This window comes from Methylobacterium ajmalii, from assembly GCF_016613415.1.
Taxonomy (GTDB): domain Bacteria; phylum Pseudomonadota; class Alphaproteobacteria; order Rhizobiales; family Beijerinckiaceae; genus Methylobacterium; species Methylobacterium ajmalii.
Genome location: NZ_JACWCT010000027.1, coordinates 82,840 through 102,687, shown reverse-complemented (window position 1 = coordinate 102,687; position 19,848 = coordinate 82,840). Strand labels below are relative to the sequence as shown.

Sequence of the window (19,848 nt, the reverse complement as noted above, 5' to 3'; positions counted from 1 at the left end):
TTTCATCGGGTGGAATACGGTTCGATCGCCGGCAATCGATTGTCCGTCATCGAAGGACCCGGATGCGAGAAGGCCCCGGCTCCTCTCGAAACCGGGGCCTTCCTCGGGCGACGATCGGGCGATGCGGCCTCACGGTGCTTTCGGCATCGGCCCACCGGCGAGCTCGGGATAGTCCTTGAGCATCTGGGCGCCGTTGAGGGGCTTCGCCAGGCCCTGGTGGCAGGTGGTGCAGTTGGCCTTGGGCGGGTCGCCCTCGGGCCCGAGGCGGGCCTCGGGCAGCACCGGCGTCAGCGGCGTGATGTAGTTGCCGTTGATGTCGCGCACCATCCGGATGCCGTGCCAGGCGGTGACGCGCTTCGGGGTGCTCTCCTCCCAGGAGGAGAAGGCGCGGCTGTTGTGGCAGTAGGTGCAGTTGACCCCTAAGCCCTCCGCCATGTGGATCATCAGGGCGTAGGTCTTCTCCGTGGTCTGGAGCGACTTCGACGGGCTGGTCGGCAGGGCCGTCCTCGCGGCGACCCGCACGGCGTTCTGGTCGATGTCCTTGTTGCCGAGCAGGTCCTTGTAAGGGTCGTAGTTGAGCGAGGTCAGGCCGGCCTCGGGCGCGGGATGGTTCTGGCCGCCGTCGCGCGCCGCGAAGCCGAGGGCGTGGGGCGGTCCGGGATTGTCGTGCCAGACCGCCTTCGGCACCGGGTTGCCGCGGTGGCAGGTGTAGCAGGTCACGCCGGTCTGCCCGACGTGGTTCTGCCAGTCGGCGTTGATGTGCCGGACCATCCGGAGCATCGAGCGCGCCACGGTCTTCGCGTAGACGCTGTCGTCGGCCATGTTCTCGACGTTGTGGCAGTAGGCGCAGCCCTGCTCGGGCGCCACCCACTCGGTGATCGAGGCCATCACGCGGTTGAACTGGTCGGTCGAGAGGTCCGTCAGCACCTTCACGTTCTGGTAGGCCTGGGTCGCGGGCTCGCCGCCGGGCGGGACCGGGTCCTGGGGCGCCGGCGCGGCGTTCTCCTCGAGCTTGACCGCCAGCGTGCGGGGATTCTGCACCTGCACCATGCCGGTGCCGCGGAATCCCGTCTGCTCGGAGCGGACCGGGGGCCGGGTCCAGCCCGCGGTGCCGAACATCGCGCCGGTGAGCAGCACCGCCACCACGACGCCGAGGATTTGGAGCGCGAGCTTCATGGCGTGCCTCCCGGATTCGCGAGCGGATCCACCACCGGGCCGTAGATCTGCGGGTAGTGCGGCGCGACGCCGTGCTTGACCGCCCAGAGGTACCAGTTGTCGACGACCGTGCCGGTGAGCAGGATGCCGATGCCGCCGGTGAGCGTCGTCAGGAAGGCGAACCACCACAGCCAGCGGTGGACCGATTCCATCGTGGCGTTGAAGCCCATGGTCCAGCGCCAGAACAGGGCGGCGCGCTCGGTCGCGGTGCCGCGATCGACGATCTGCTCGATCTCGCGCTCGCCGCCGTAGCGGCTCACCGCCAGGATGGTCGCGCCGTGCATGGCAAACAGCATCGTCGACCCGTACAGGAAGACGATCGAGAGCATGTGGAACGGGTTGTAGAACAGGTTGCCGTAGCGCAGCGAGAACGCGGCGGTCCAGTCGAGATGCGGGAAGATCCCGAACGGCACCGCCTCGCTCCAGCTCCCCATCAGGATCGGCCGGATGAAGCCGAGCACGAGATAGAGCCAGATCGCCGAGGCGAACGCCCAGGGGACGTGGTAGCCCATCCCCAGCGCCCGGGCGCGCCGGAAGAGCCGGACCCACCACAGCAGGATCGAGGCGGTGAGGAAGAAGCCGGCGAGCAGCCACCAGCCGCCTTCGGCCAGCGGCGGCAGGATCTTGAGCCCGTATTCCGGTCGGGGCGGCTCGAGGGCGAGCCAGGGCAGCTGGCGGACGAACTGGACCGGATCCCAGTTCACCGAGGCCCACATGTTGAGCCCGATGATCTCGAAGGCGATGACCCCGCTCGCGATCGACAGCGTGCCGAGGGTGCCGAGGTAGATCGGGCCGATCTGGGCGTTGCCGACGAGGCCGGCGAGGTAGTTGAAGCCCCCCTTGCCGACGCGGTTCTCGATCTCCGGGATCTCGACGCCGGCCTCCGGGTGGAGCGGGTGGACTTGGATCTGGGTGTAGATGTTCTGGTAATACCCCATGACGGCGGATGCCTTCTGACGGTGTTGGGGCGAACGCGGCGGAACACGCGGGCGGGGCTCAGCGCCAGATCGGCAGGCTCAGCCACCAGCCCCACCATTCGGGCCAGCCGCGGGTCCAGAACGGGCCGCTGATGACGATGCAGACCGCGCTCCAGAACCCGGCCGAGAGGGCGAGGAACAGGCCGAGGCGATGGATGCCGATCGTGCCGATTGAGTAGCCGATCGTGTCGCGAAAGAAGGTGTCCTCGTGCTCGGGGGTCTTGACCACCTCGCCCTTCGGCGGATTGGTCGAGGACAGGATCAGCGAGCCGTGCAGCGACAGCGCGAAGGTCGTCGTGAAGAAGAACGTCACGCCGAGCATGTGCGCCGGGTTGTAGTGGAAATGGAGATACTGGTAGCCGACGTTCGACACCCAATCGAGATGGCTGAGGATCCCGTACGGAAAGCCGTGGCCCCAGGCGCCCATGAGCAGCGGGCGCACCACCACCAGGGTGACGTAGGCGAAGATCGCCACCGAGAAGGCGAAGGGCACGTGGTAGCCCATGCCGAGCTTGCGGCAGATCTCGACCTCGCGCAGGGCCCAGGACCCGAAGGAGCCGATGGCGCAGAAGGTGATGATCTGCCAGAGGCCGCCCTCGCGCAGCGGCGCCAGCGCCAGGCCGTAGGAGAGGTCGGGCGGCGCGATGTTGATCTGCCAGACGTTCCAGGTCGGCCCGAGCGCCGCGCCCCAGAGGATCAGGCCGGTGCCGAGCAGGGTGAAGAACAGGCCCGTCACCCCGAAGAAGCCGACGTAGAACGGCCCGACCCAGAAATCGAACAGGTCGCCGCCGAGCAGCGTGCCGCCGCGGACCCGGTATTTGCGCTCGAAGTTCAGCATGGCCATGGCGCGGCCCTCCCCGTCCGCGAAAGCGTGGTGGCCGCGGGCGGGGCCGTGACGGCCCGTCCGCGGTGCGGAGGCACTCCGGGGAGCACCCGGGTCCGCCGGCCGGTCAGGTCGGCAGGATGTGGATCTGGGCGATCTCCGCCTTCTTCACCGCCGGGCCCTCCAGCCAGTTGAACCGGTTGGTACTGAGCAGGATGAAGTGGATCAGGATCGCCAGCACGAACAGGAAGGTGGCCAGGGCCACCAGCGTGCGCCGCGGGTCGAACAGAAGCCAGACCTTGTGCATGTTGTTCATTCCTTCCTCACGAGATGAAGGGCATGATGCTGGTGGCAGCGACCTTCACGCTGCTCTCCAGCGCGGAATAGCCGTTCGGTCCGGGCAGCCACGGCCGCCAGAGCCAGACGAGGAAGTGCGCGACGACCGCGATCGCCGTGAAGATGATGAAGCTGGTGACGAAGATCCCGTGGAACTCCTTCGCCTCCTCTTCGGTGAGTCCTGACAGTACGCTGGGTTTGTCCATGCCGTTGGCCATTGCCGAACCTCCGGATGCGGATCCGCGCGGGGGCTCCCGCGCGGCTTTGCCCGGCCGTGACGGACGGGCGGTCTCTCCGCCGCCCATGCCGGCAGCGGAAACTCGGCCCCGGGAGGCGCGGGCCCGAAGGCTCCGGGCCTTCGGGGGGCCTGAACTCGGGAGGCCTCACCCCGAAAGGTGCCTCACCCCATGAAGGCGAAGGGGATCGCCGAGAGCGCCATCGCCCGCGCCTCGCCGAAGACGGAGCGGCGGGGCCCGTCGGCCGGCCCGCCGGGGCGCAGGCGCTGCAGCAGGGCGGCGACCAGGAAGATCGGGTAGGTCACCGTCAGGAAGGCCCGGAACTGGACCGCCTCCGAACGGGACCGCGACACCGTGACGAACGAACGGGACATGGTTCCGGCTCTCATGATCTCGGATCTCCTCCCTGGCCCGCGGGATTCGCGAGGCGTCTCGATGGCCGGCGCGGCGGGGGCCGCGCCGGAAAGGGCACGGCGTTCAGGCCGCCGCGAGGGCGACGCGGGCGCGCTCGACGAAAGCGCCGGTCACGCTGTCGGAGCCGGCTCGCGTCGCCTCGCGCTCGGCGGCGTCGCGAAGGCGCTTGGCGAAGGAGATCCGCACCAGGACCGGGCTCTCGGCCACCGAGGCGTCGAGGTGCCGGCGGGCCTCGTCGTCCCAGGGAAGCGCCCGGAGGGCGCGGGCGGGCGTGGCCTCGACGGCGTCCATGTCCCGCGACAGCGGCAGGATGTGGAAGAGCGCGTCGAAGAGCGCGTTGCAGACCTCCTGCACCAGGTAGGTCGCGCCCGAGTAGCCCATGAACGGCGTGCCGGTGTGGCGCCTGACCACGGCGCCGGGGAACGAGGCCGGGATGAACAGCGCCCTGCCCCCGCTCTCGGCGAGGTAGAGGCGCTCGTTGTAGGAGCCGAACAGCACCAGCGGCGGCGTCTCGCGGATGGCCTTTCGGACCGCCGCGTTGTCGGGCTTGGCGCCGGCCTTTCGCGAAAAGCTGAACCGGCACGGCAATCCCATCTCGTCCTCGAGGAAGTGGCGCAGGCCGCGGGCATAGGTGTCGGTCGCCACCACGCCGAAGCTCGCCGAGGCGAAGAAGTCCTGCGTCACCGAGCGCCACAGGTCCCACAGGGGCTTCAAGGTCGTGTGCTTCTCGCGCTCGATGAACGGCTCGGGATCGACATCCAGGATCTCGCCGAGCGCGCGCAGGAACTTGGTGGTGCTGTGCACGCCGATCGGCGCCTGGAGGTAGGGCCGGTCGAGGGCCTCGCAGAGCAGCCGCCCGAACTCGCGGTAGAGGCAGATATTGGCGTCGGCCTCGACGAGGCGGGGGATGTCGGCGAGATGCGTGCCGAGGGGGAAGACGAGGTTCACCTCGGCGCCGATGCCCTCGACGAGGCGCCGGATCTCGGCGAGGTCGGAGGGCATGTTGAAGGTGCCGTAGGCCGGGCCGATCAGGTTGACCCGCGGCTTCACCCCCGGTGCCCGCTCCGGCCGCGGCGGGATCACCCCCTTCTTCGCGGCTTTCTTGGCCCCGTACTCGGCCCAGAGCCAGGACAGGGCCCGGTCGGCGGCCTGCCACTGGTCCTCGTCGATGGTGCGGGGCAGGAAACGCTGGAGGTTGGTGCCCTCCGGCGTCACGCCGCCGCCGATCATCTCGGCGATCGAGCCGGTGACGACGACGCTCGGCTGCGCCGGATCGAGCGTCGCGTGGGCGCGGCGCATCGCGCCCTCGGTGCCGTGGCGGCCGAGTTCCTCCTCGGCCAGCCCCGTGACGACGATCGGCAATTCGTGCGGCGGCAGCGCGTCGGTGTAGTGCAGCACCGAGGTCACCGGCAGGTTCTCGCAGCCCACCGGGCCGTCGATGACCACCTGCAGGCCCTTCACCGCGGTGAAGACGTAGACGGCGCCCCAGTAGCCGCCGGCGCGGTCGTGATCGAGGACGAGCATCAGGCCATCTCCCCGACCGGCTTCTCGGGCGCGGCGCGCTTCACCGCCGCGCGCTTCTTCGGCACGTCCTCCCAGATCCCGGCGGCGTGCCCGGTGCCGACACCGGCGAAGAACGAGCGCATCGCGTCGAACCGCTCGGCCTGCCCCATCGCGCCGTTGATCACTTGCGCGAGCGAGCCGGCGCCTGCGACGCCCATCAGCGGGCGGGCCGAGATCAGGTTGGTGAAGTAGAGGGCGGGGATCGCCCGCTCCTTGGCCTTCTGCACCACCGGCGTCGTGCCGATGGCGAGATCGGGCCCGAATTCCTCGACGGCCTGCAGGTCCTGCTCCAGGGAGGCGCGGAACTGCACCCGGCAGCCCTTCGCCTCGAGCCAGTCGCGGTCGGCCTCGGAATGCCCGGTGCGCGGGCAGGCGGTGCCGACATACGGCACCTCGGCGCCGCTCTCGATGAGGAGGCGGGCCACCAGCAGTTCCGAACCCTCGTAGCCGGTGAGCGTGATCCGGCCGCGGATCGGGTTGGCGGCAAGCGCGCCGCGGATCGCCGGCAGGAACCGATTCTTGGCCGCCGCGACCATCGCGGGCGCGACCCCGCAGGCCTCCCCCACCGCGTCGAGCCAGGCGGCGGTGCCGTCATGCCCGACCGGGGCGGAGGCGATCGCCGGGCGGCCCGCCGCCTCGAATTCTCGCAGGGAGGCGGTGTAGAACGGGTGGATCGCCGCTACCGCTGTGCAGTCGAGCGCGGCGTACAATTCGCGCCATTCCCGCGTCGGCACGACCGGGCCGGCGGCAAGTCCGAGCGGATCGAGGAGCGCGCCGATCTGCATCGGATCGGCCGGGAACATCTCGCCGAGCAGTGCGACCGTCGGGCGCCCGTCCCGGGGCTGGCGCGGCGCCGCGACGGGGCCGTGCTCGGCTTCCGCCCGCGCGACCTTCAGCATCGCGCCGGCGAGCACGTCCTTGGCCTCGGCATGCGTCGGAACGCCAAAGCCCGGAACGTCGATCCCGATGATCCGCACCCCGTCGATCTCCCGCGGCATGAGCCGCAGCGGCACGCCGGAGGCGGTGGGAACGCAGAGGTTGATGACGACGACCGCGTCGTGGAGCGCCGGGTCGGCGGTCTCGCGCACCGCGTCGCGGATGTCCTCGAACAGCTTGCCGGTGACGAGCGTCTCGGAGTTGAACGGCACGTAGCCGACAGTCCGTCGCGCGCCGTAGAAATGCGAGGTGAAGGTGAGGCCATAGACGCAGCAGGCCGAGCCCGACAGGATCGTGGCGGTGCGGCGCATCCTCAGACCCACCCGCAGCGCCCCGAAGGCCGGGCACATGCTCTGCGGCTGGTCGTGCGGGCCGACCGGGTAGTCGCGCTTCAGGGCATCCAGGGTCTCGCCCATGCCGGCGGAGTCCGCCGCCCGGCGCATCGTCTCCTTGCCGGAATGGCAGCCGAGTCCGTCCTGGCGCGTCGCCTCCAGGTTGACCGGGGCATCGACGGGCTTTCGGGCGCGCAGCGCCTTGAGGTCGAGGGAGGCGCCCATGGTCACACCGCCTCGTAGACGACTTCGAGGGAGGGCTTTCGCTCGACGGCCCGGCCGCGCATGTCGGCGTCGCTCGCCGGATCGAGCACAACCCCGCGCCCGACCGCCTCGCCCTTGAACAGGCCCAGCAGCTGGTCCTGGCTGAGCGGCGTCGGCCGGTGCGGCAGGGCGGTGCCGATATTGTCGGCGAGTTCGGCGAAGAGCGGACCCCAGCACCCGTCCGGCCGGCCGATGATCTCGTAATTCGCGCTCTTCTTGCGGATGTCGTCGTCGGCGGGGATCGAGGCGAGGATCGGGATGCCGGCCGCTTCCGCGAAGGCCTGCGCCTCGCCGGTACCGTCATCCTTGTTGATGACGAGGCCGCCGACACCGACATTGCCGCCGAGCTTGCGGAAATACTCCACCGCCGAGCAGACGTTGTTGGCGACGTAGAGCGATTGCAGGTCGTTCGAGCCGACGACGATGACCTTCTGGCACATGTCGCGGGCGATCGGCAGGCCGAAGCCGCCGCAGACCACGTCGCCCAGGAAGTCGAGCAGGACGTAGTCGAAGCCCCATTCGTGGAAGCCGAGCTTTTCCAGGAGCTCGAAGCCGTGGATGATGCCGCGCCCGCCGCAGCCGCGGCCGACCTCCGGCCCGCCGAGCTCCATCGCGAACACGCCGTCGCGCTTGAAGCAGACGTCGCCGATCTCGACCGATTCGCCGGCGAGCTTGCGCCGGGTCGAGGTCTCGATGATCGTCGGGCAGGCCCGGCCGCCGAAGAGCAGCGAGGTCGTGTCGCTCTTCGGGTCGCAGCCGATCAGCAGCACCCGCTTGCCCTGCTGGGCCAGCATGTAGGACAGGTTGGCGAGCGTGAAGCTCTTGCCGATGCCGCCCTTGCCGTAGATGGCGATGATCTGCGTCTCGCGGGTCGCGGTGGTGGGCACCGGGTCCGGCGGGATCGCGGCCTCGGCGCGCAGGATCGAGGCCTGGAGGGCGGCGCCGGTCAGCGAAGCGTTCATGGCTGGGCTCTCCAATCGAGGACCATCTTGAGGCAGGCGGGGTCGCCGAAGGCGACGGGGTAGGCCTGTGCCGCCTCCCGGGCCGGGCGGCGATGGGTGACGAGGCCGTCGAGGGACAGCGTCCCGGCGCCGGCGAGCGCCGCCACCGCGTCGAGGTCGCCGGGCTGCCACTGCGCGGCGACGCGGATGCGGGCCTCGCGCAGGAAGGCCGGCGGAAAGGCGAAGGCGAGCGGCGCCTCGTAGAAGCCGGCGAGCACCACCTCGCCGCCGGGCGCGAGCCGGGCGATCAGGGTGTCGAGGAGCTCGGCATCGCCGCTGGCGTCGATGATGCGGGCGTAGGCCGTCTCGTCCTGGGCCGGGTCGATGACCGCGTAGCCGTCGGCGCCGGCGCGGCGGGCGGGATCGCGCTCCCACACCACCGGGTCGTGGCCCGAGGCCCGCAGGAGGCGGGCGAGGAGCCGGCCGAGCACGCCGTGCCCGACGACGAGCTGGCGGCCTTCGCCTTCGCTGCCGTCGAGGGCGTGGCGGGCGGTGGCGGCAAGCGCCAGCAGGATGCCGCGCTCGCCCAGGGACTCGGGGACCGGCCGCAGCCGGTGGCCGGCGGAGACGAGGTGCGAGGCCGCGCCGCCGAACAGCCCGCGGACCGGCCCGAAGCAGCGCGCGCCCGGCACGAACACCGTCTCGCCGACGCGGCGGCCGGATTGGGGGCCGGCCTCGACCACGACGCCGACGGATTCGTAGCCCGGCACCAGCGGGTAGCCCATGCCGGGGAAGTCCGGCATCCGCCCGGACCAGAGCAGGCGCTCGGTGCCGGTGCTGATGCCGCTCCAGGCGACCGCCACGGTGGCGTCCGCGGGGCCGGGTGCGTCGAGAGCGAGGTCGGCGAGGCCGAGCCGTTCGGGACGGTCGAGGATCACGGCCTGCGCGTGCATGCGGTTCGGCCCCCCGCCTGTGCGGTGACGCCGCTCGAAGCGGCAAATGTCATCTTAGTTGGACGAATGCGTGCGTCAAGTTTACTTTACACTTTTACGCCGGAGACCTCCGATCACGGCGCCGCGGCGACGAGCAGGCGCACCAGCAGCGGCCGGCGGGTGCGGTGCTCGCGCACCCGGGCAAAGCCCGCCTCGCGGAGCATGGCGCCGAGCTCGTCGGCGGTACGGGGCCGGCCGCTGCCCATGGCGAGGAGGTAGAACCCGAAATAGGCGTCGCCGATCGGCTCGGCGCCCGGGGTCCCGGCCATCGGCTCGGCGACGAGGAGCCGGCCGCCGGGCGGCAGGGCGGCGCGCGCGCTGCGCATCAGGGCGAGCGCCGGCGCATCGTCGTGATCGTGGACCACGCGCACCAGCGAGGCGACGTCCGCCCCGCGCGGCAGCCCGTCGTGGAAGGAGCCACCGACGGTCGCGGCGCGGGTCGACAGGCCTTCCTGATCGAAACGACGCGCGGCCCGGGCCGCCACCGGCGGCAGGTCGAACAGGGTGACGCGCAGGCGCGGACTCGCCCGTGCCGCCTCGACCGCGAAGGCGCCCTCCCCGCCGCCGATCTCGAGGAGATGGGCGTGGCGGCCAAGCGGATAGGCATCGAGGATGTCGCGGGCGACGAGGGCCTGCGAGGCGCCCATCAGCGCGCCGTAGGGCGCCACCACGGCGTCCCCGACCTGCGTCGGGTCGTCGGCGCCCGCATAGGCCCAGTAGCCGGAGAGCCGCGTCGGTCCGCCGGTGCCGCGCAGGAGCGCCACGGGGTCGCGCAGGTCGTCGTACAGGAGGGCGTGGTGGGCCACCATCGCGGCGACCGAGGGGTTGCCGAGCAACGCCGCCCCGAGGTCGCCGAGCGCGAAGCGGCCGTCGCGCAAGCGTGTCAGGAGCCCCAGGGATGCGGCGGCCCGCAGGAGGCACAGGGCCCGGTCCGGCGGTAGGTCGAGGCGGCGCGCGAGGTCGTCCGGCGTCATCGGCCCGTCGGCGAGGATGCCGAACAGGTCGAGGCGAAGACACGCCGTCAGCACCTGGGCGTAGACGAAGCCGGCGCAGAGATCGAACAGGGCCCGCGCGTTGCGGCGAGCCACCGGCCGCGTCGGCGGGAAGGCGGCGGCGAAGCGCTGGAAGGCGGGACTGGCGATCAGGCGATGGCGCCAGGCGAGGAGGCGGTCGCGCCAGGGGGCCGGAGCGGGCGGGGTCGCCGGAAGGGCGTGCGGTTCGGACCTCACGACCCTCCCCCCTCTGCACGGAAGGGCGGCCTGCGGAGCAGGCCGGGAGAAGGGGAACACGCCTGCGGACGAGGCAGGACCGCTCCGAGGAGGGTTGTCCGGGTCGGCATCGCGCCACCCCTCTCCCAACCGGCCACCCTCCCCCGCGGAGGGGGGAGGGTTCGGGCCCGCAGCCCGTCTTCCGCGCGAGCCGTGCGGGCCATCCCCCTACACCACCAGGCTCTGCGCCAGCCGCTCCGGCAGGAACCGCCGCGTCTGGGCCAGGATCTCCTCCCGCAACGCCGCGACCCCGGGGCAGTCGGGGATCACCTCCATGGCCTCGTGGGCGAGGTCGGAGAGGCGGCGCAGGGCCCCGTCCATGCCCAGCAGGGCCGCGGCGTTGGGCCGCCCGAGGGTGACGTCGCGCCCGACCGGCTTGCCGATCTCCTCCTGGCGGCAGGCGACGTCGCGCAGGTCGTCGGCGACCTGGTAGGCCTCGCCGAGATATTCGCCGAGCAGCCGCCAGCCCATCGGCTCGGCCCCGGCCGAGGCGGCGCCGGTGACGGTGGCGGCGGCAAAGAGCGCCCCGGTCTTCGCCTGCTGGTAGGCCGAGAGCCCGACCTGCGGCTCGGATTCCCAGGCCTGGCCGGCGACGATACCGGCGGGCGAGCCGACGGCGCGCGCCACCAGCCCGACGAGGGCGGGCAGGCGCGCGGGGCGCCGCGCGGCACCGCGGGCGAGGGTCTCGAAGGCGAGCACGATCAGCGCGTCGCCCGTCAGGAGCGCCACCGGCTCGCCGTAGGCGACGTGGACTGCCGGCTTGCGTCGGCGTTCCGCCGCGTCGTCGAAGCAGGGCAGGTCGTCGTGGACCAGCGAGGCGCAGTGCAAGAGCTCGATCGCGGCCGCCGCGGCGTCCGCCGTCGCCGGGTCGTCGTCGCCGCAGGCCCGCGCCACCGCGAGGCACAGCCGCGGCCGGATGCGGTGGCCGCCCGGAAAGACCGCGTAGCGGATCGCCTCCGCCAGGCGCGGCGGCGCGCCGGGCGCCTCCGCGTAGGACACGGCCACGTCCAGGGCCTGCTCGATGCGCCGACCGTCGTCCATCCGATCCTCCTTGGCGTGCTCCCTCGACCGTGTGTCCCGGGCGCTCGTCCCGGGGCTCCGCGTCGGGGCGTCATTTTGTTTGAACATTTCAAACTGTCAATTTAGATTGACACTATCGGGGGAGGATCGACGCCGTGCCGGACGAACGGGTGGTGGTGATCGGCGCGGGGATCGGCGGCCTCGTCGCCGCCCTGAAGCTCGCCGCCGCCGGGCTTCCCGTGACGCTGGTCGAGAAGGAGGCCCGTCCCGGCGGCAAGATGCGCCGGGTCGCGGCCGGGCCGGTGACGGTCGAGGCCGGTCCGACCGTCTTCACGATGCGGTGGGTCTTCGAGGAGATCTTTTCGGAGTGCGGCGCGGACCTCGCCGCGCGGGTGGCCCTGCGCCCGGCCGACATCCTCGCCCGCCACGCCTGGGGCGCGGGCGAGCATCTCGACCTCTTCGCCGACCCGGAGCGGTCCGCCCGGGCCATCGCGGATTTCGCCGGCCCGCGGGAGGCCGAGGGGTTCCGCCGCTTCCGCGATCAAGCGGGGGCGATCTACCGCGCCCTCGAGGGGCCGTTCATCCGCGGCGAGCGCCCCACTCCCCTCGACCTCGTGCGGCGGGCCGGGCCGCGGGGCCTCGGCGGGCTGATGCGGATCCAGCCCTTCACCACCCTGTGGGCGGCGCTCGGCGAGCATTTTCGCGATCCGCGCCTACGCCAGCTCTTCGGCCGCTATGCCACCTATTGCGGCTCCTCGCCGTTCTCGGCCCCGGCGACCCTGATGCTCGTAGCGCATGTCGAGATGGCCGGGGTCTGGACCGTCGCCGGCGGCCTGTCGCGGCTGGCCGGCGCCGTGGCGGACCTCGCCGCCGAGCACGGCGCGGATCTGCGCTACGGCACCGGCGTCGAGCGGATCCTGGTCGAGCACGGGCGCGTCGCCGGCGTCGTCCTCGCCACCGGCGAGCGGCTGCCCGCGACCCACGTGGTGGCGAATGGCGACGCCGCGGCCCTGGCCGCCGGATTGTTCGGGCCGGAGGCCTCCCGGGCGGTCGACCCGGTGCCGGAGCGCGAGCGCTCGCTCTCGGCGGTGACCTTCGCGGTGGCGGGGCGGCCCGCACGCTTTCCCCTCACGCGCCACAACGTCTTCTTCTCGGGCGATTACGCCGCCGAGTTCGCCGACCTCACCGACCACGCCCGCCTGCCGCGGGACCCGACCGTCTACGTCTGCGCGCAGGAGCGCGAGGACGACGGCGCGCCGCCCGGGGCGCCGGAAGCCCTGCTCTGCCTCGTCAACGCGCCCGCCCGCGGCGCCGCCCTGTCGCCCCAGGAGATCGCCCGATGCCACGACACGATGAGCCGGCGGCTCTCCGCCTGCGGCCTGACGATCGGCGAGACGGCGCGGACCACCACGACGCCGGCGGATTTCGCCCATCTGTTCCCGGCGACGGGCGGGGCGCTCTACGGCCGGGCCTCGCACGGCTGGATGGCGTCCTTCCGCCGCCCGGGCGCGCGCACGAAGGTGCCGGGGCTGTACCTGGCGGGGGGCAGCGTCCATCCGGGGCCGGGCGTGCCGATGGCGGCGCAATCGGGCCGGCTGGCGGCCGCGAGCGTGCTGCAGGACCTCGCTTCGACTTACCCGTCGCGCCGGGCGGCTATGCCTGGTGGTACGTCGATGCGGTGAGCGACGACGGGCAGCACGGCCTGACCGTGATCGCCTTCCTCGGCAGCGTGTTCTCGCCCTACTACGCCTGGAGCGGGCGCGGCGACCCGATCAACCACTCGGCGATGAACGTGGTGCTGTACGGTCGCCCCAAGGCCTGGGCGATGACCGAGCGCAGCCGGCGCCACGTCGACCGGACCGCGACCTCGCTCGCCATCGGTCCGAGTTCCCTCGACTGGGACGGCACCACCCTGACGATCCGGATCGACGAGGTGACGACACCCCTGCCCTCGCGGCTCTCCGGCACGATCCGGGTCCGGCCCGGCGGGTTCACGCCCGCCCCCTTCACCCTCGATGCGGACGGGCGCCACCGCTGGTGGCCGCTCGCGCCCTCCTCGCGGGTCGAGGTGGCGTTCGACCGGCCCGGCTTGCGCTGGAGCGGCCACGCCTATTTCGACACCAACGACGGCGACGTGCCGCTGGAGGCCTCGTTCAGGAGCTGGACCTGGTCGCGCGCGACGCTCCGGCACGGCGCGGCGATCCTGTACGACGTCGCGCGGCGCGACGGCAGCCGCCAGGAGCTGTCGCTGCGCTTCGATCCCGACGGCACCCCGCGCCCGATCGAGCCGCCGGTGCCGGCCGCGCTGCCGCGCACGCTCTGGCGCCTGGAGCGGGCCACCCGCAGCGACGACGGACAGGCGAGCGTGCTGCGCCGGTTCGAGGACGCGCCGTTCTACTCGCGCTCGCTGCTCTCGGCGCGGATCTGCGGCGAGGCGGTGGAGCCGGTGCACGAATCGCTCGACCTCGACCGTCTCACCCATCCGCTCGTGCGGTTCATGCTGCCCTTCCGCATGCCCCGTCCCCACGGCTGAGGGCCCGCGCGTCCAGGGCCGAGCGCCGCCCCGCCCACCCGTCCCCGGAGAACGCCATGGTGGAGACCGCGAAACTCGAGAAGGCCGAGAAGGAGGGCGGGTGGCTCACCCGGCTCTCCGCCTTCGTCTTCCTGCACACCGAGCACGCGATCTACGCCGCCCTCGGCGTGCTGCTGGCCCTCACCGCCGTGATGGCGCTGGTGGACGCCGCCGGCATGACCCTCAAGGCGGTGACCTCGATCGGCGCCGCCGCGCAGCTCCTCGACGTGGTCGACCGGCTGCTGTTCCTGCTGATGCTGGTCGAGATCCTGCACACAGTCCGGGTGTCGATGCGCTCGGGCCGGCTGACCTGCGAGCCGTTCCTGATCGTCGGCCTGATCGCCTCGATCCGGCGCGTGCTGGTGCTGACGCTCCAGACCGCCGAGCAGATGCATGCCGCCGACTGGAGCCCGCAGAAGGAGGCGCTGTTTCGCGCCTCGATGATCGAGCTCGGCGTGCTGGCCGGGCTGATCCTGGTGATGGTGGTGTCGATCTTCCTGCTCCACCGCGCCCGGGACACCGGTGCGCCGGCGGGCGAGGAATAGTCGTGGGGACCGGCGTGCAACCCCCGCCGGCCGCACGGCATTGACGGGGTTGAATCTGGTGCAATCGAAGGAGGCGCGTGATGGGCTTGCTGTTCTTCCTGGTCTTCGTCTGCCCGTGGATCGTGGTGGCGATCGTCTCGAGCCGCGGCTCGCTGATGAAGGTGAAGCCCTTCTGAGCACGACGCGTCGCCGCCTCGGCGACGACACGACGCTTCGGGAGGAGCCGCGTCCCGCAGCTCCGCCCGAAGCCCAACCCCGGATGACGGGACCCCCGCGCCCTCAGGCGAAGGGGCCGATCCGCCACCAGCGCCTAGCGCGCGCCCGCGCCTCGGCCGCATCCCGCGCGAGGCGGTGGACCAGCGGGTTGCAGGCCTCCTGGTCGGCCAGGAGCGGCGAGGCGGGCAGGCGCGAGAGGCCGTGCCGCGCCCGGTAGGCGGCGGCGTCGAACTCGTGACCGCTGTCGAGGTCCCGCCGGGCGCCGTGGCGCAGGAGATGCGCGAACGCATCCCGGTTGCGGCCGATCTCGGCGCCGTAGCGCGCGAGGTAGCCGGCGAGGTCGAACCGCGCGTTCGGCGCGTAACGCTGGCTGCGGCGGTGCTGCAGGTAGTGGTGCAGGGCCGGGGTGCCGCGGGGCAGCCCGTAGGTCGCCGCGTACCAGGCCGGATCGAAGTAGCAGATCGGGCGCAAGCCCTTGCGCTCGCCGACCTCGACGTAGTGCCGGACCGGGTTCACGCCGTCGCGCGCGCCGCCGAGATAGAGGTCGGCGTACCAGCCGGGGTCGAAGTAGAGGTTCGGGCGCCGGCCCTCGCGGGCACCGAACCGGCAGAAATGCTCCAGCGGATCGGCGCCGTCCGCGACGACGTCGGGCGATTCGAGCAGGTAGTGATTGACGTCGAACAGGCCGGAGCGCTCGACGACCGCGTAGTCCCGCGCCGTCGTCACGGGCCGCCTGCCGGCGCCGGAAAACGCCCGTCCGGGGCGAGGCCGACCACCCGTAGCGGTGCCGGCCGCCGCGACGTCGAAGCCATGCCTGCCCGCGCCGTCACGATGCCACGACGGACGCGTAGTAATGCGTCGTCTCGAACTGCAGCTCGACCCGCGACCCGGCGATCCAGTCGGTGGCGTGGTGCGTCTGGCCGCGGCAGCGTTCGATGAGGTCGGTGCGCTCGTTGGGGATCGCCAGGTGGTCGGTCGGCCACTCGTTGCGGATCCGCAGCAGGCTGTAGCCGAGGCCGAGCAGATGCTCGATCACCGCCTTCGAGCTGGAGCCGTGCCGCCGCAGGTGCTCCTCCTCGATCTCGACGAACAGGACCGGACGGTCCCGGGCGAGGAGGTCGCGCATGCCCGCGAGCGCCACGGCCTCCGCGCCCTGGATGTCCATCTTGACGAGGGCGATCGGCGGCAGGGGCAGGTCGTCGATCCGGACCGTGAAGGCGAGGTCGCCGCCATGGCCGGATCCGGCCCGGCCGATGCCGGTATGCCCGATGTTGAGGGCGCCGCCCGCCGTCAGGGTCGCCTCGAGCGGCTCCATCTCGATCGTGTCGCCGGAGCGGTCGGTGACCGCCATCTTGTAGGTGCGGACATGGTGGCAGCGGTTGGCCAAGACGTTCCGCTGCAGCAGCGAGAAGCAGAGGTCGAGCGGCTCGAAGGCGTGGACCGAGCCGCGCGGCACGAGGCCGGCGAGGCGAACGGTGTGGTAGCCGAGATTGGCGCCGAGATCGACGACGTTCGAGGTCTCGTCGAGGACGAGGCGGGCGAAGTCGATCAGGTGCGGCTCCCACTCGCCGGTCTGCGCGATGGTGCGGCCGATGAAGTCCTGCTCCACCACCACGAAGGTGCCGTGCCGCGCCTCGACCGTGCGCAGGCTCGGGACGAAGCGGGGGCTTGGTGCCGGCGCCGCGAGCCCGTCGACGAGGGCCTGCCAGGCGGGCACCCGCACCCGCCAGTCGTAGGCCTGCCGGCACTGCGCCTGCTGCGCCGCCGCCCGCTCGGGGGCGCCCTGCCAGGGATCGGCCAGCTCCTCGGTGAGCAGGGCCGCGAAGGTGCGGGCGTGCTCGGCCGGGTCGGCGGCGAAGGGATAGAGGCGCGCGAAGCCCGCGGTGGTCTCCGGCAGCGCCCCGAGGCTCGGGCAGATCACCCGGCAGCCCGCCGCCATCGCCTCGATGACCGCGAGGCACGAGGTCTCCGCGAAGGTGTTCGGATAGGCCAGGATATCGATGTCGGCGAGCGCGGCGCGCAGCTCGGCATTGGGCAGGAGCCCGTGGTAGTGCACGTTCGGCAGCGCCGCCGCGCGGGCATAGAGCGCGGCGTAGGGCGCGTCGTCGGCGCCCGGGCCGTAGAGCTTGTGCGACGACCAGACGTGCAGCTCGGCCCCCTCGGGCGCGGCCTGCGCCCAGGCCTCGAGCAGCACCGACAGGCCGCGATAGGGCGTGCTGGTATAGGCGACCTTGAGCGGGCGGCGACGGCCGGGCGCGCGGGCGCGGTCCGGCACCTCGGTGGCGTTGCGCAGCACCAGGCAGCGTTCGGCCGGCAGGGCGAAGGCGGCGAGGAACTGCGCCCGCTGCCACTCCGAGACGAAGACGAAGCGCGCCACGCGGCCCACCTTGGCGGGATCGCGCAGCCAGGCCACGGCGGGCTGGTCGGGGGCGTGGTGGATCCAGACCACGAGCGGGCGCCCGTCGATCCGGCCCTCGTCGTAGCCGTTGAGGCAGAGCTGGATGCGCTGGAGCGCCGGCCCGAGGCGCCGGGACAGGCCCTCGTGCATCAGCTCGGTGCCGCCCTGCGGCCGCGCCGGCACCCAGGGCTGGTGACGGGTCAGGCCGGACCAGAAGCCCGGCAGCTCGCTCGGGGCGATGCCCGGCCGCGTCGACGCCAGGAAGCCGCCCCGGCCCTCCGAGGGGATCGGCAGCTTCTCGAGGGCGAAGCGGGCATTGGCGGCGTAGCGCTTGCGCTCGCCCTCCGGCGCGGTCGGGCAGGCCAGGAGGTCGAGGCAGGCGGCGAGGCATTGCCGGTAATGGCCGGCCCAGTAGGCGTTGACCGCGTACTCGTCCCGCAGGCCGTACTCGTAGACCCAGGGCTCGACGAACAGTCCGCCCTCTGGCTTCCCCAGGGCCAGGGCGGCCTCGGCGAAGCGGAAGCCCTCCTCGTACCGCTCGGCGAGGCGGCAGGCATAGGCGGCGTGATGGGCCGCCTCGGCCCGGTGCGGGCAGAGCGCGATGGCCCGGCGGAAGGCCGCCAGGGCCTCGTCCAGCGGCCGCCCGAGGGTGCCCATCAGCCGGGCCGCGGCGACGAGGGCGACGTAGGCCTCTTCGTGCCAGTATCCGAGATCCGCCCGCCGCAGGTAGGCGGCGACCGCCTGCTCGTAGGCGCCGCAATCGCGGTAGCTCTGGGCGAGGTAGAAGGTGTAGCGCGAGACGAAGAACGGGTCCGTCTCCGTCGCCAGCGCCGCCTCCAGGACCGCGGCGTCGCGCCGGTAGGTCTCGCCGTCGCGGCGGCGGGCGCCGTCGTGGTTGCGCCGCATGGTCAGGTCGAGGAGGGCGCGGTCCGTCCCGTCCGGGCATTCGACGAATTCGTGCAGCACCCCGCGGTAGCGCCACGGCAGGGTGTTCCGCACCAGCTGGATCCGCCGGTAGACGAGCCCGACATCCGCGATGACGACCTCGTAGGCATCGGCCGTGAGGTCGGGCAGGACGTAGCCCGGCGGCACGATCATCTCGTCGTCGGCATCGATGACCAGCGTGTAGGTGCCGTGCGGGCGCGCCAGCGCCAGCGCCTCGGACCGGTTGTGGGCGAAATCGACCCAGGGGCGCTCGACCAGCTCGCCCGGAAGGTCGGCGAGGATCTCCCGCACCAGGCCCTGGGTCCCGTCGGTGGAGCCGGTATCGACGACGATCCAGCGGTCGATGAGCGGGCGCACCGAATCCAGGCACCGGCGGATCACCGGGGCCTCGTTCTTGACGATCATCGCGAGGCAGAGTGTCTGGCCGGACGGGGTCATGCGGGGTCCTGGTGCGCGGGCCGTGCCGCGAAGCGAGGGAGGGGCGGGCGCCCGGGAGGGACGATCCGGGCAGCGGTGCTCCGGGCAGCAGAGCTCCGGGCAGCGGAGCTCTGGGAATGAGGCCGGGATGGGTTCGGCGCGCGGGCCGTTTCCTCTCCCCGCGGGGCTGGCGTGTGCCAGCAAACCCGGTGCGAGCACTGTTCCCACCGGAGGTCGCGTGCCTCTCTCCTCCGCCGGACGGGAGGGTCCGGCGCCCCGATCGTCCCCGCACGTCTCCCTGCTTTCCGCGAAACGCCCCTGACGACGAGGCCCGCGGCGCGCCTGCCGGGGCGCCGCGGGCCGGTCTGGTCACGGTGGTCGGGCCGGCCCGGAGGCCGGCCGCGTCTCACGCCCGCCGCAGGAGGCGCGCGAGGAACGAGGGCCCGGCGTCGGCCGTGCGCTCGGTGCCGGACCGGGCGTCCTGCGCAGCGAGCCGCGCCCGGACCCGGTCGACGACCGGGCCGTGGAGGACGACCGGCGCGCAGGCCAGCTCCAGGTTCAGCGCCGAAGCGACGAGGTCCGGATGCAGGGCGACCGGGCCGTCGTGGTTCTCGAAGGTGCCGCGGTTGCCGCAATCGAGGTAGCTCTCGGCGGGCATCCCGTCGGCGACCAGCACGTCGTGCACCGGCAGCTCGACGTGGTGGTAGATCACCTCCGCCCGGTCGAGCTGCGCCACCGAGGTGCCGTTGACCAGGCTGCCGGCCGGGATCAGCACGTCGTCGACGAAGAGCGCGTGGCCGGGCGAGACGACGAGGTCGCGGTGCGGCAGGCCGGGCCCGAAGGCGTGCGCCGCGATCCGCACCGGCCGGGCCCGCTCGGGCCGCGGGTGACGGGTGAGGTCGAGGTGACGGTGACCGACCCAAGCGACCGGGACCGTCTCCCCGGAGGCGGTGACGACGACGTCGCCGGGCCGCAGGGCCTCCACCGGGCGCTCGCCCTCCGGCGTCAGGATCATCGTGCCGCGTGCGAAGCAGATGACCGGGCCGGTCGCACCGGTGGCTCCCTCCGGACCGGTCGCGCCCGTCGGACCGGTGGCCCCCGTCGCGCCGCCGGCACCCGTCGGACCGGTCGCGCCCGTGGTACCCGCGGATCCGGTCGGACCGGTGGCTCCCGTGACGCCCTGGGCGCCGGTGGCACCCTGGACACCGGTCGCGCCCTGCGAACCGGTGACGCCCTGGGCTCCCGTCGCGCCTTGCGAGCCGGTGACGCCCTGTGCTCCCGTCGCACCTTGAGAGCCAGTTGCGCCCTGGGCACCGGTGGCACCCTGGACGCCGGTCGCGCCCTGGACGCCGGTCGCGCCCTGCGAACCGGTGGCACCCTGTGCTCCCGTCGCGCCTTGCGAGCCGGTCACGCCCTGGGCACCGGTGGCACCCTGGAC

The 19,848-nt window shown here is 72.6% G+C and carries 18 protein-coding genes; 3 read left to right on the top strand and 15 right to left on the bottom strand.

Annotation, left to right across the window (positions count from 1 at the left end; all coding sequences use genetic code 11):
* Positions 1 to 129: 129 nt before the first annotated feature.
* The 12 genes from pufC to HPY23_RS05485 form a co-directional block, all read right to left on the bottom strand.
* Entirely contained in the window at positions 130 to 1,176 is a 1,047-nt protein-coding gene (gene pufC / locus HPY23_RS05540) for a photosynthetic reaction center cytochrome PufC (RefSeq protein ID WP_091887755.1), read from the bottom strand.
* Positions 1,173 to 2,153 carry a photosynthetic reaction center subunit M gene (gene pufM / locus HPY23_RS05535; RefSeq protein ID WP_060850010.1) on the bottom strand — a complete coding sequence of 327 codons (981 nt, stop codon included), beginning with the start codon at positions 2,151 to 2,153 and terminating at the stop codon, positions 1,173 to 1,175. The genes pufC and pufM overlap by 4 nt, the downstream gene beginning before the upstream one ends.
* Before the next feature lie 58 nt (positions 2,154 to 2,211).
* Entirely contained in the window at positions 2,212 to 3,036 is an 825-nt protein-coding gene (pufL, locus tag HPY23_RS05530) for a photosynthetic reaction center subunit L (protein WP_060850009.1), read from the bottom strand.
* Positions 3,037 to 3,142: 106 nt separating this feature from the next.
* Complete coding sequence (gene pufA, locus HPY23_RS05525) at positions 3,143 to 3,322, bottom strand: light-harvesting antenna LH1, alpha subunit (RefSeq protein ID WP_060850850.1); 180 nt, start codon at positions 3,320 to 3,322, stop codon at positions 3,143 to 3,145.
* Positions 3,323 to 3,338: 16 nt separating this feature from the next.
* Positions 3,339 to 3,569 (bottom strand): light-harvesting antenna LH1, beta subunit, encoded by a 231-nt coding sequence (pufB, locus tag HPY23_RS05520; RefSeq protein ID WP_060850008.1) that lies wholly within the window; start codon positions 3,567 to 3,569, stop codon positions 3,339 to 3,341.
* Between the two features lie 182 nt (positions 3,570 to 3,751).
* Positions 3,752 to 3,961: a hypothetical protein gene (locus tag HPY23_RS05515; protein ID WP_091887757.1), complete on the bottom strand. Its 210-nt coding sequence runs from the start codon at positions 3,959 to 3,961 to the stop codon at positions 3,752 to 3,754.
* Between the two features lie 103 nt (positions 3,962 to 4,064).
* Complete coding sequence (gene bchZ, locus HPY23_RS05510) at positions 4,065 to 5,525, bottom strand: chlorophyllide a reductase subunit Z (RefSeq protein ID WP_091887759.1); 1,461 nt, start codon at positions 5,523 to 5,525, stop codon at positions 4,065 to 4,067.
* Entirely contained in the window at positions 5,525 to 7,057 is a 1,533-nt protein-coding gene (gene bchY, locus HPY23_RS05505; protein WP_091887761.1) for a chlorophyllide a reductase subunit Y, read from the bottom strand. The genes bchZ and bchY overlap by 1 nt, the downstream gene beginning before the upstream one ends.
* Positions 7,058 to 7,059: 2 nt before the next feature.
* Positions 7,060 to 8,058: a chlorophyllide a reductase iron protein subunit X gene (locus tag HPY23_RS05500; RefSeq protein WP_091887763.1), complete on the bottom strand. Its 999-nt coding sequence runs from the start codon at positions 8,056 to 8,058 to the stop codon at positions 7,060 to 7,062.
* Entirely contained in the window at positions 8,055 to 8,990 is a 936-nt protein-coding gene (bchC, locus tag HPY23_RS05495) for a chlorophyll synthesis pathway protein BchC (protein WP_091887765.1), read from the bottom strand. The genes HPY23_RS05500 and bchC overlap by 4 nt, the downstream gene beginning before the upstream one ends.
* Before the next feature lie 113 nt (positions 8,991 to 9,103).
* Positions 9,104 to 10,258, bottom strand: coding sequence for an acetylserotonin O-methyltransferase (locus HPY23_RS05490; RefSeq protein ID WP_244537606.1), 1,155 nt, complete (start codon positions 10,256 to 10,258; stop codon positions 9,104 to 9,106).
* Between the two features lie 207 nt (positions 10,259 to 10,465).
* A complete protein-coding gene (locus HPY23_RS05485) occupies positions 10,466 to 11,338 on the bottom strand; it encodes a polyprenyl synthetase family protein (RefSeq protein ID WP_091887767.1) in 873 nt (290 codons plus the stop codon).
* A 134-nt stretch (positions 11,339 to 11,472) separates the two neighbouring features.
* On the opposite strand from HPY23_RS05485, the gene crtD reads away from it, so the two are divergent.
* Genes crtD through HPY23_RS05470 form a run of 3 tightly spaced genes read left to right on the top strand, consistent with a single transcriptional unit; the run spans position 11,473 to position 14,434 of the window.
* Positions 11,473 to 12,999, top strand: coding sequence for a 1-hydroxycarotenoid 3,4-desaturase CrtD (gene crtD / locus HPY23_RS05480; RefSeq protein ID WP_091887769.1), 1,527 nt, complete (start codon positions 11,473 to 11,475; stop codon positions 12,997 to 12,999).
* Entirely contained in the window at positions 12,996 to 13,850 is an 855-nt protein-coding gene (locus HPY23_RS05475) for a carotenoid 1,2-hydratase (RefSeq protein WP_091887771.1), read from the top strand. Before crtD ends, HPY23_RS05475 begins: the two co-directional genes overlap by 4 nt.
* Positions 13,851 to 13,906: 56 nt before the next feature.
* Positions 13,907 to 14,434, top strand: a complete 528-nt coding sequence (locus HPY23_RS05470; protein ID WP_060849998.1) for a phosphate-starvation-inducible PsiE family protein — start codon at positions 13,907 to 13,909, stop codon at positions 14,432 to 14,434.
* Between the two features lie 279 nt (positions 14,435 to 14,713).
* Here the strand turns inward: HPY23_RS05470 and HPY23_RS05465 are convergent, their stop codons facing one another.
* The 3 genes from HPY23_RS05465 to HPY23_RS05455 all read right to left on the bottom strand — a co-directional run.
* A complete protein-coding gene (locus HPY23_RS05465) occupies positions 14,714 to 15,376 on the bottom strand; it encodes a hypothetical protein (protein ID WP_091887773.1) in 663 nt (220 codons plus the stop codon).
* A gap of 100 nt (positions 15,377 to 15,476) precedes the next feature.
* Positions 15,477 to 18,431 carry an FkbM family methyltransferase gene (locus tag HPY23_RS05460; RefSeq protein WP_091887775.1) on the bottom strand — a complete coding sequence of 985 codons (2,955 nt, stop codon included), beginning with the start codon at positions 18,429 to 18,431 and terminating at the stop codon, positions 15,477 to 15,479.
* Between the two features lie 385 nt (positions 18,432 to 18,816).
* Positions 18,817 to 19,848 (bottom strand): Hint domain-containing protein (locus tag HPY23_RS05455; RefSeq protein WP_200649566.1); only part of this gene is annotated, 1,032 nt, incomplete at its 5' end.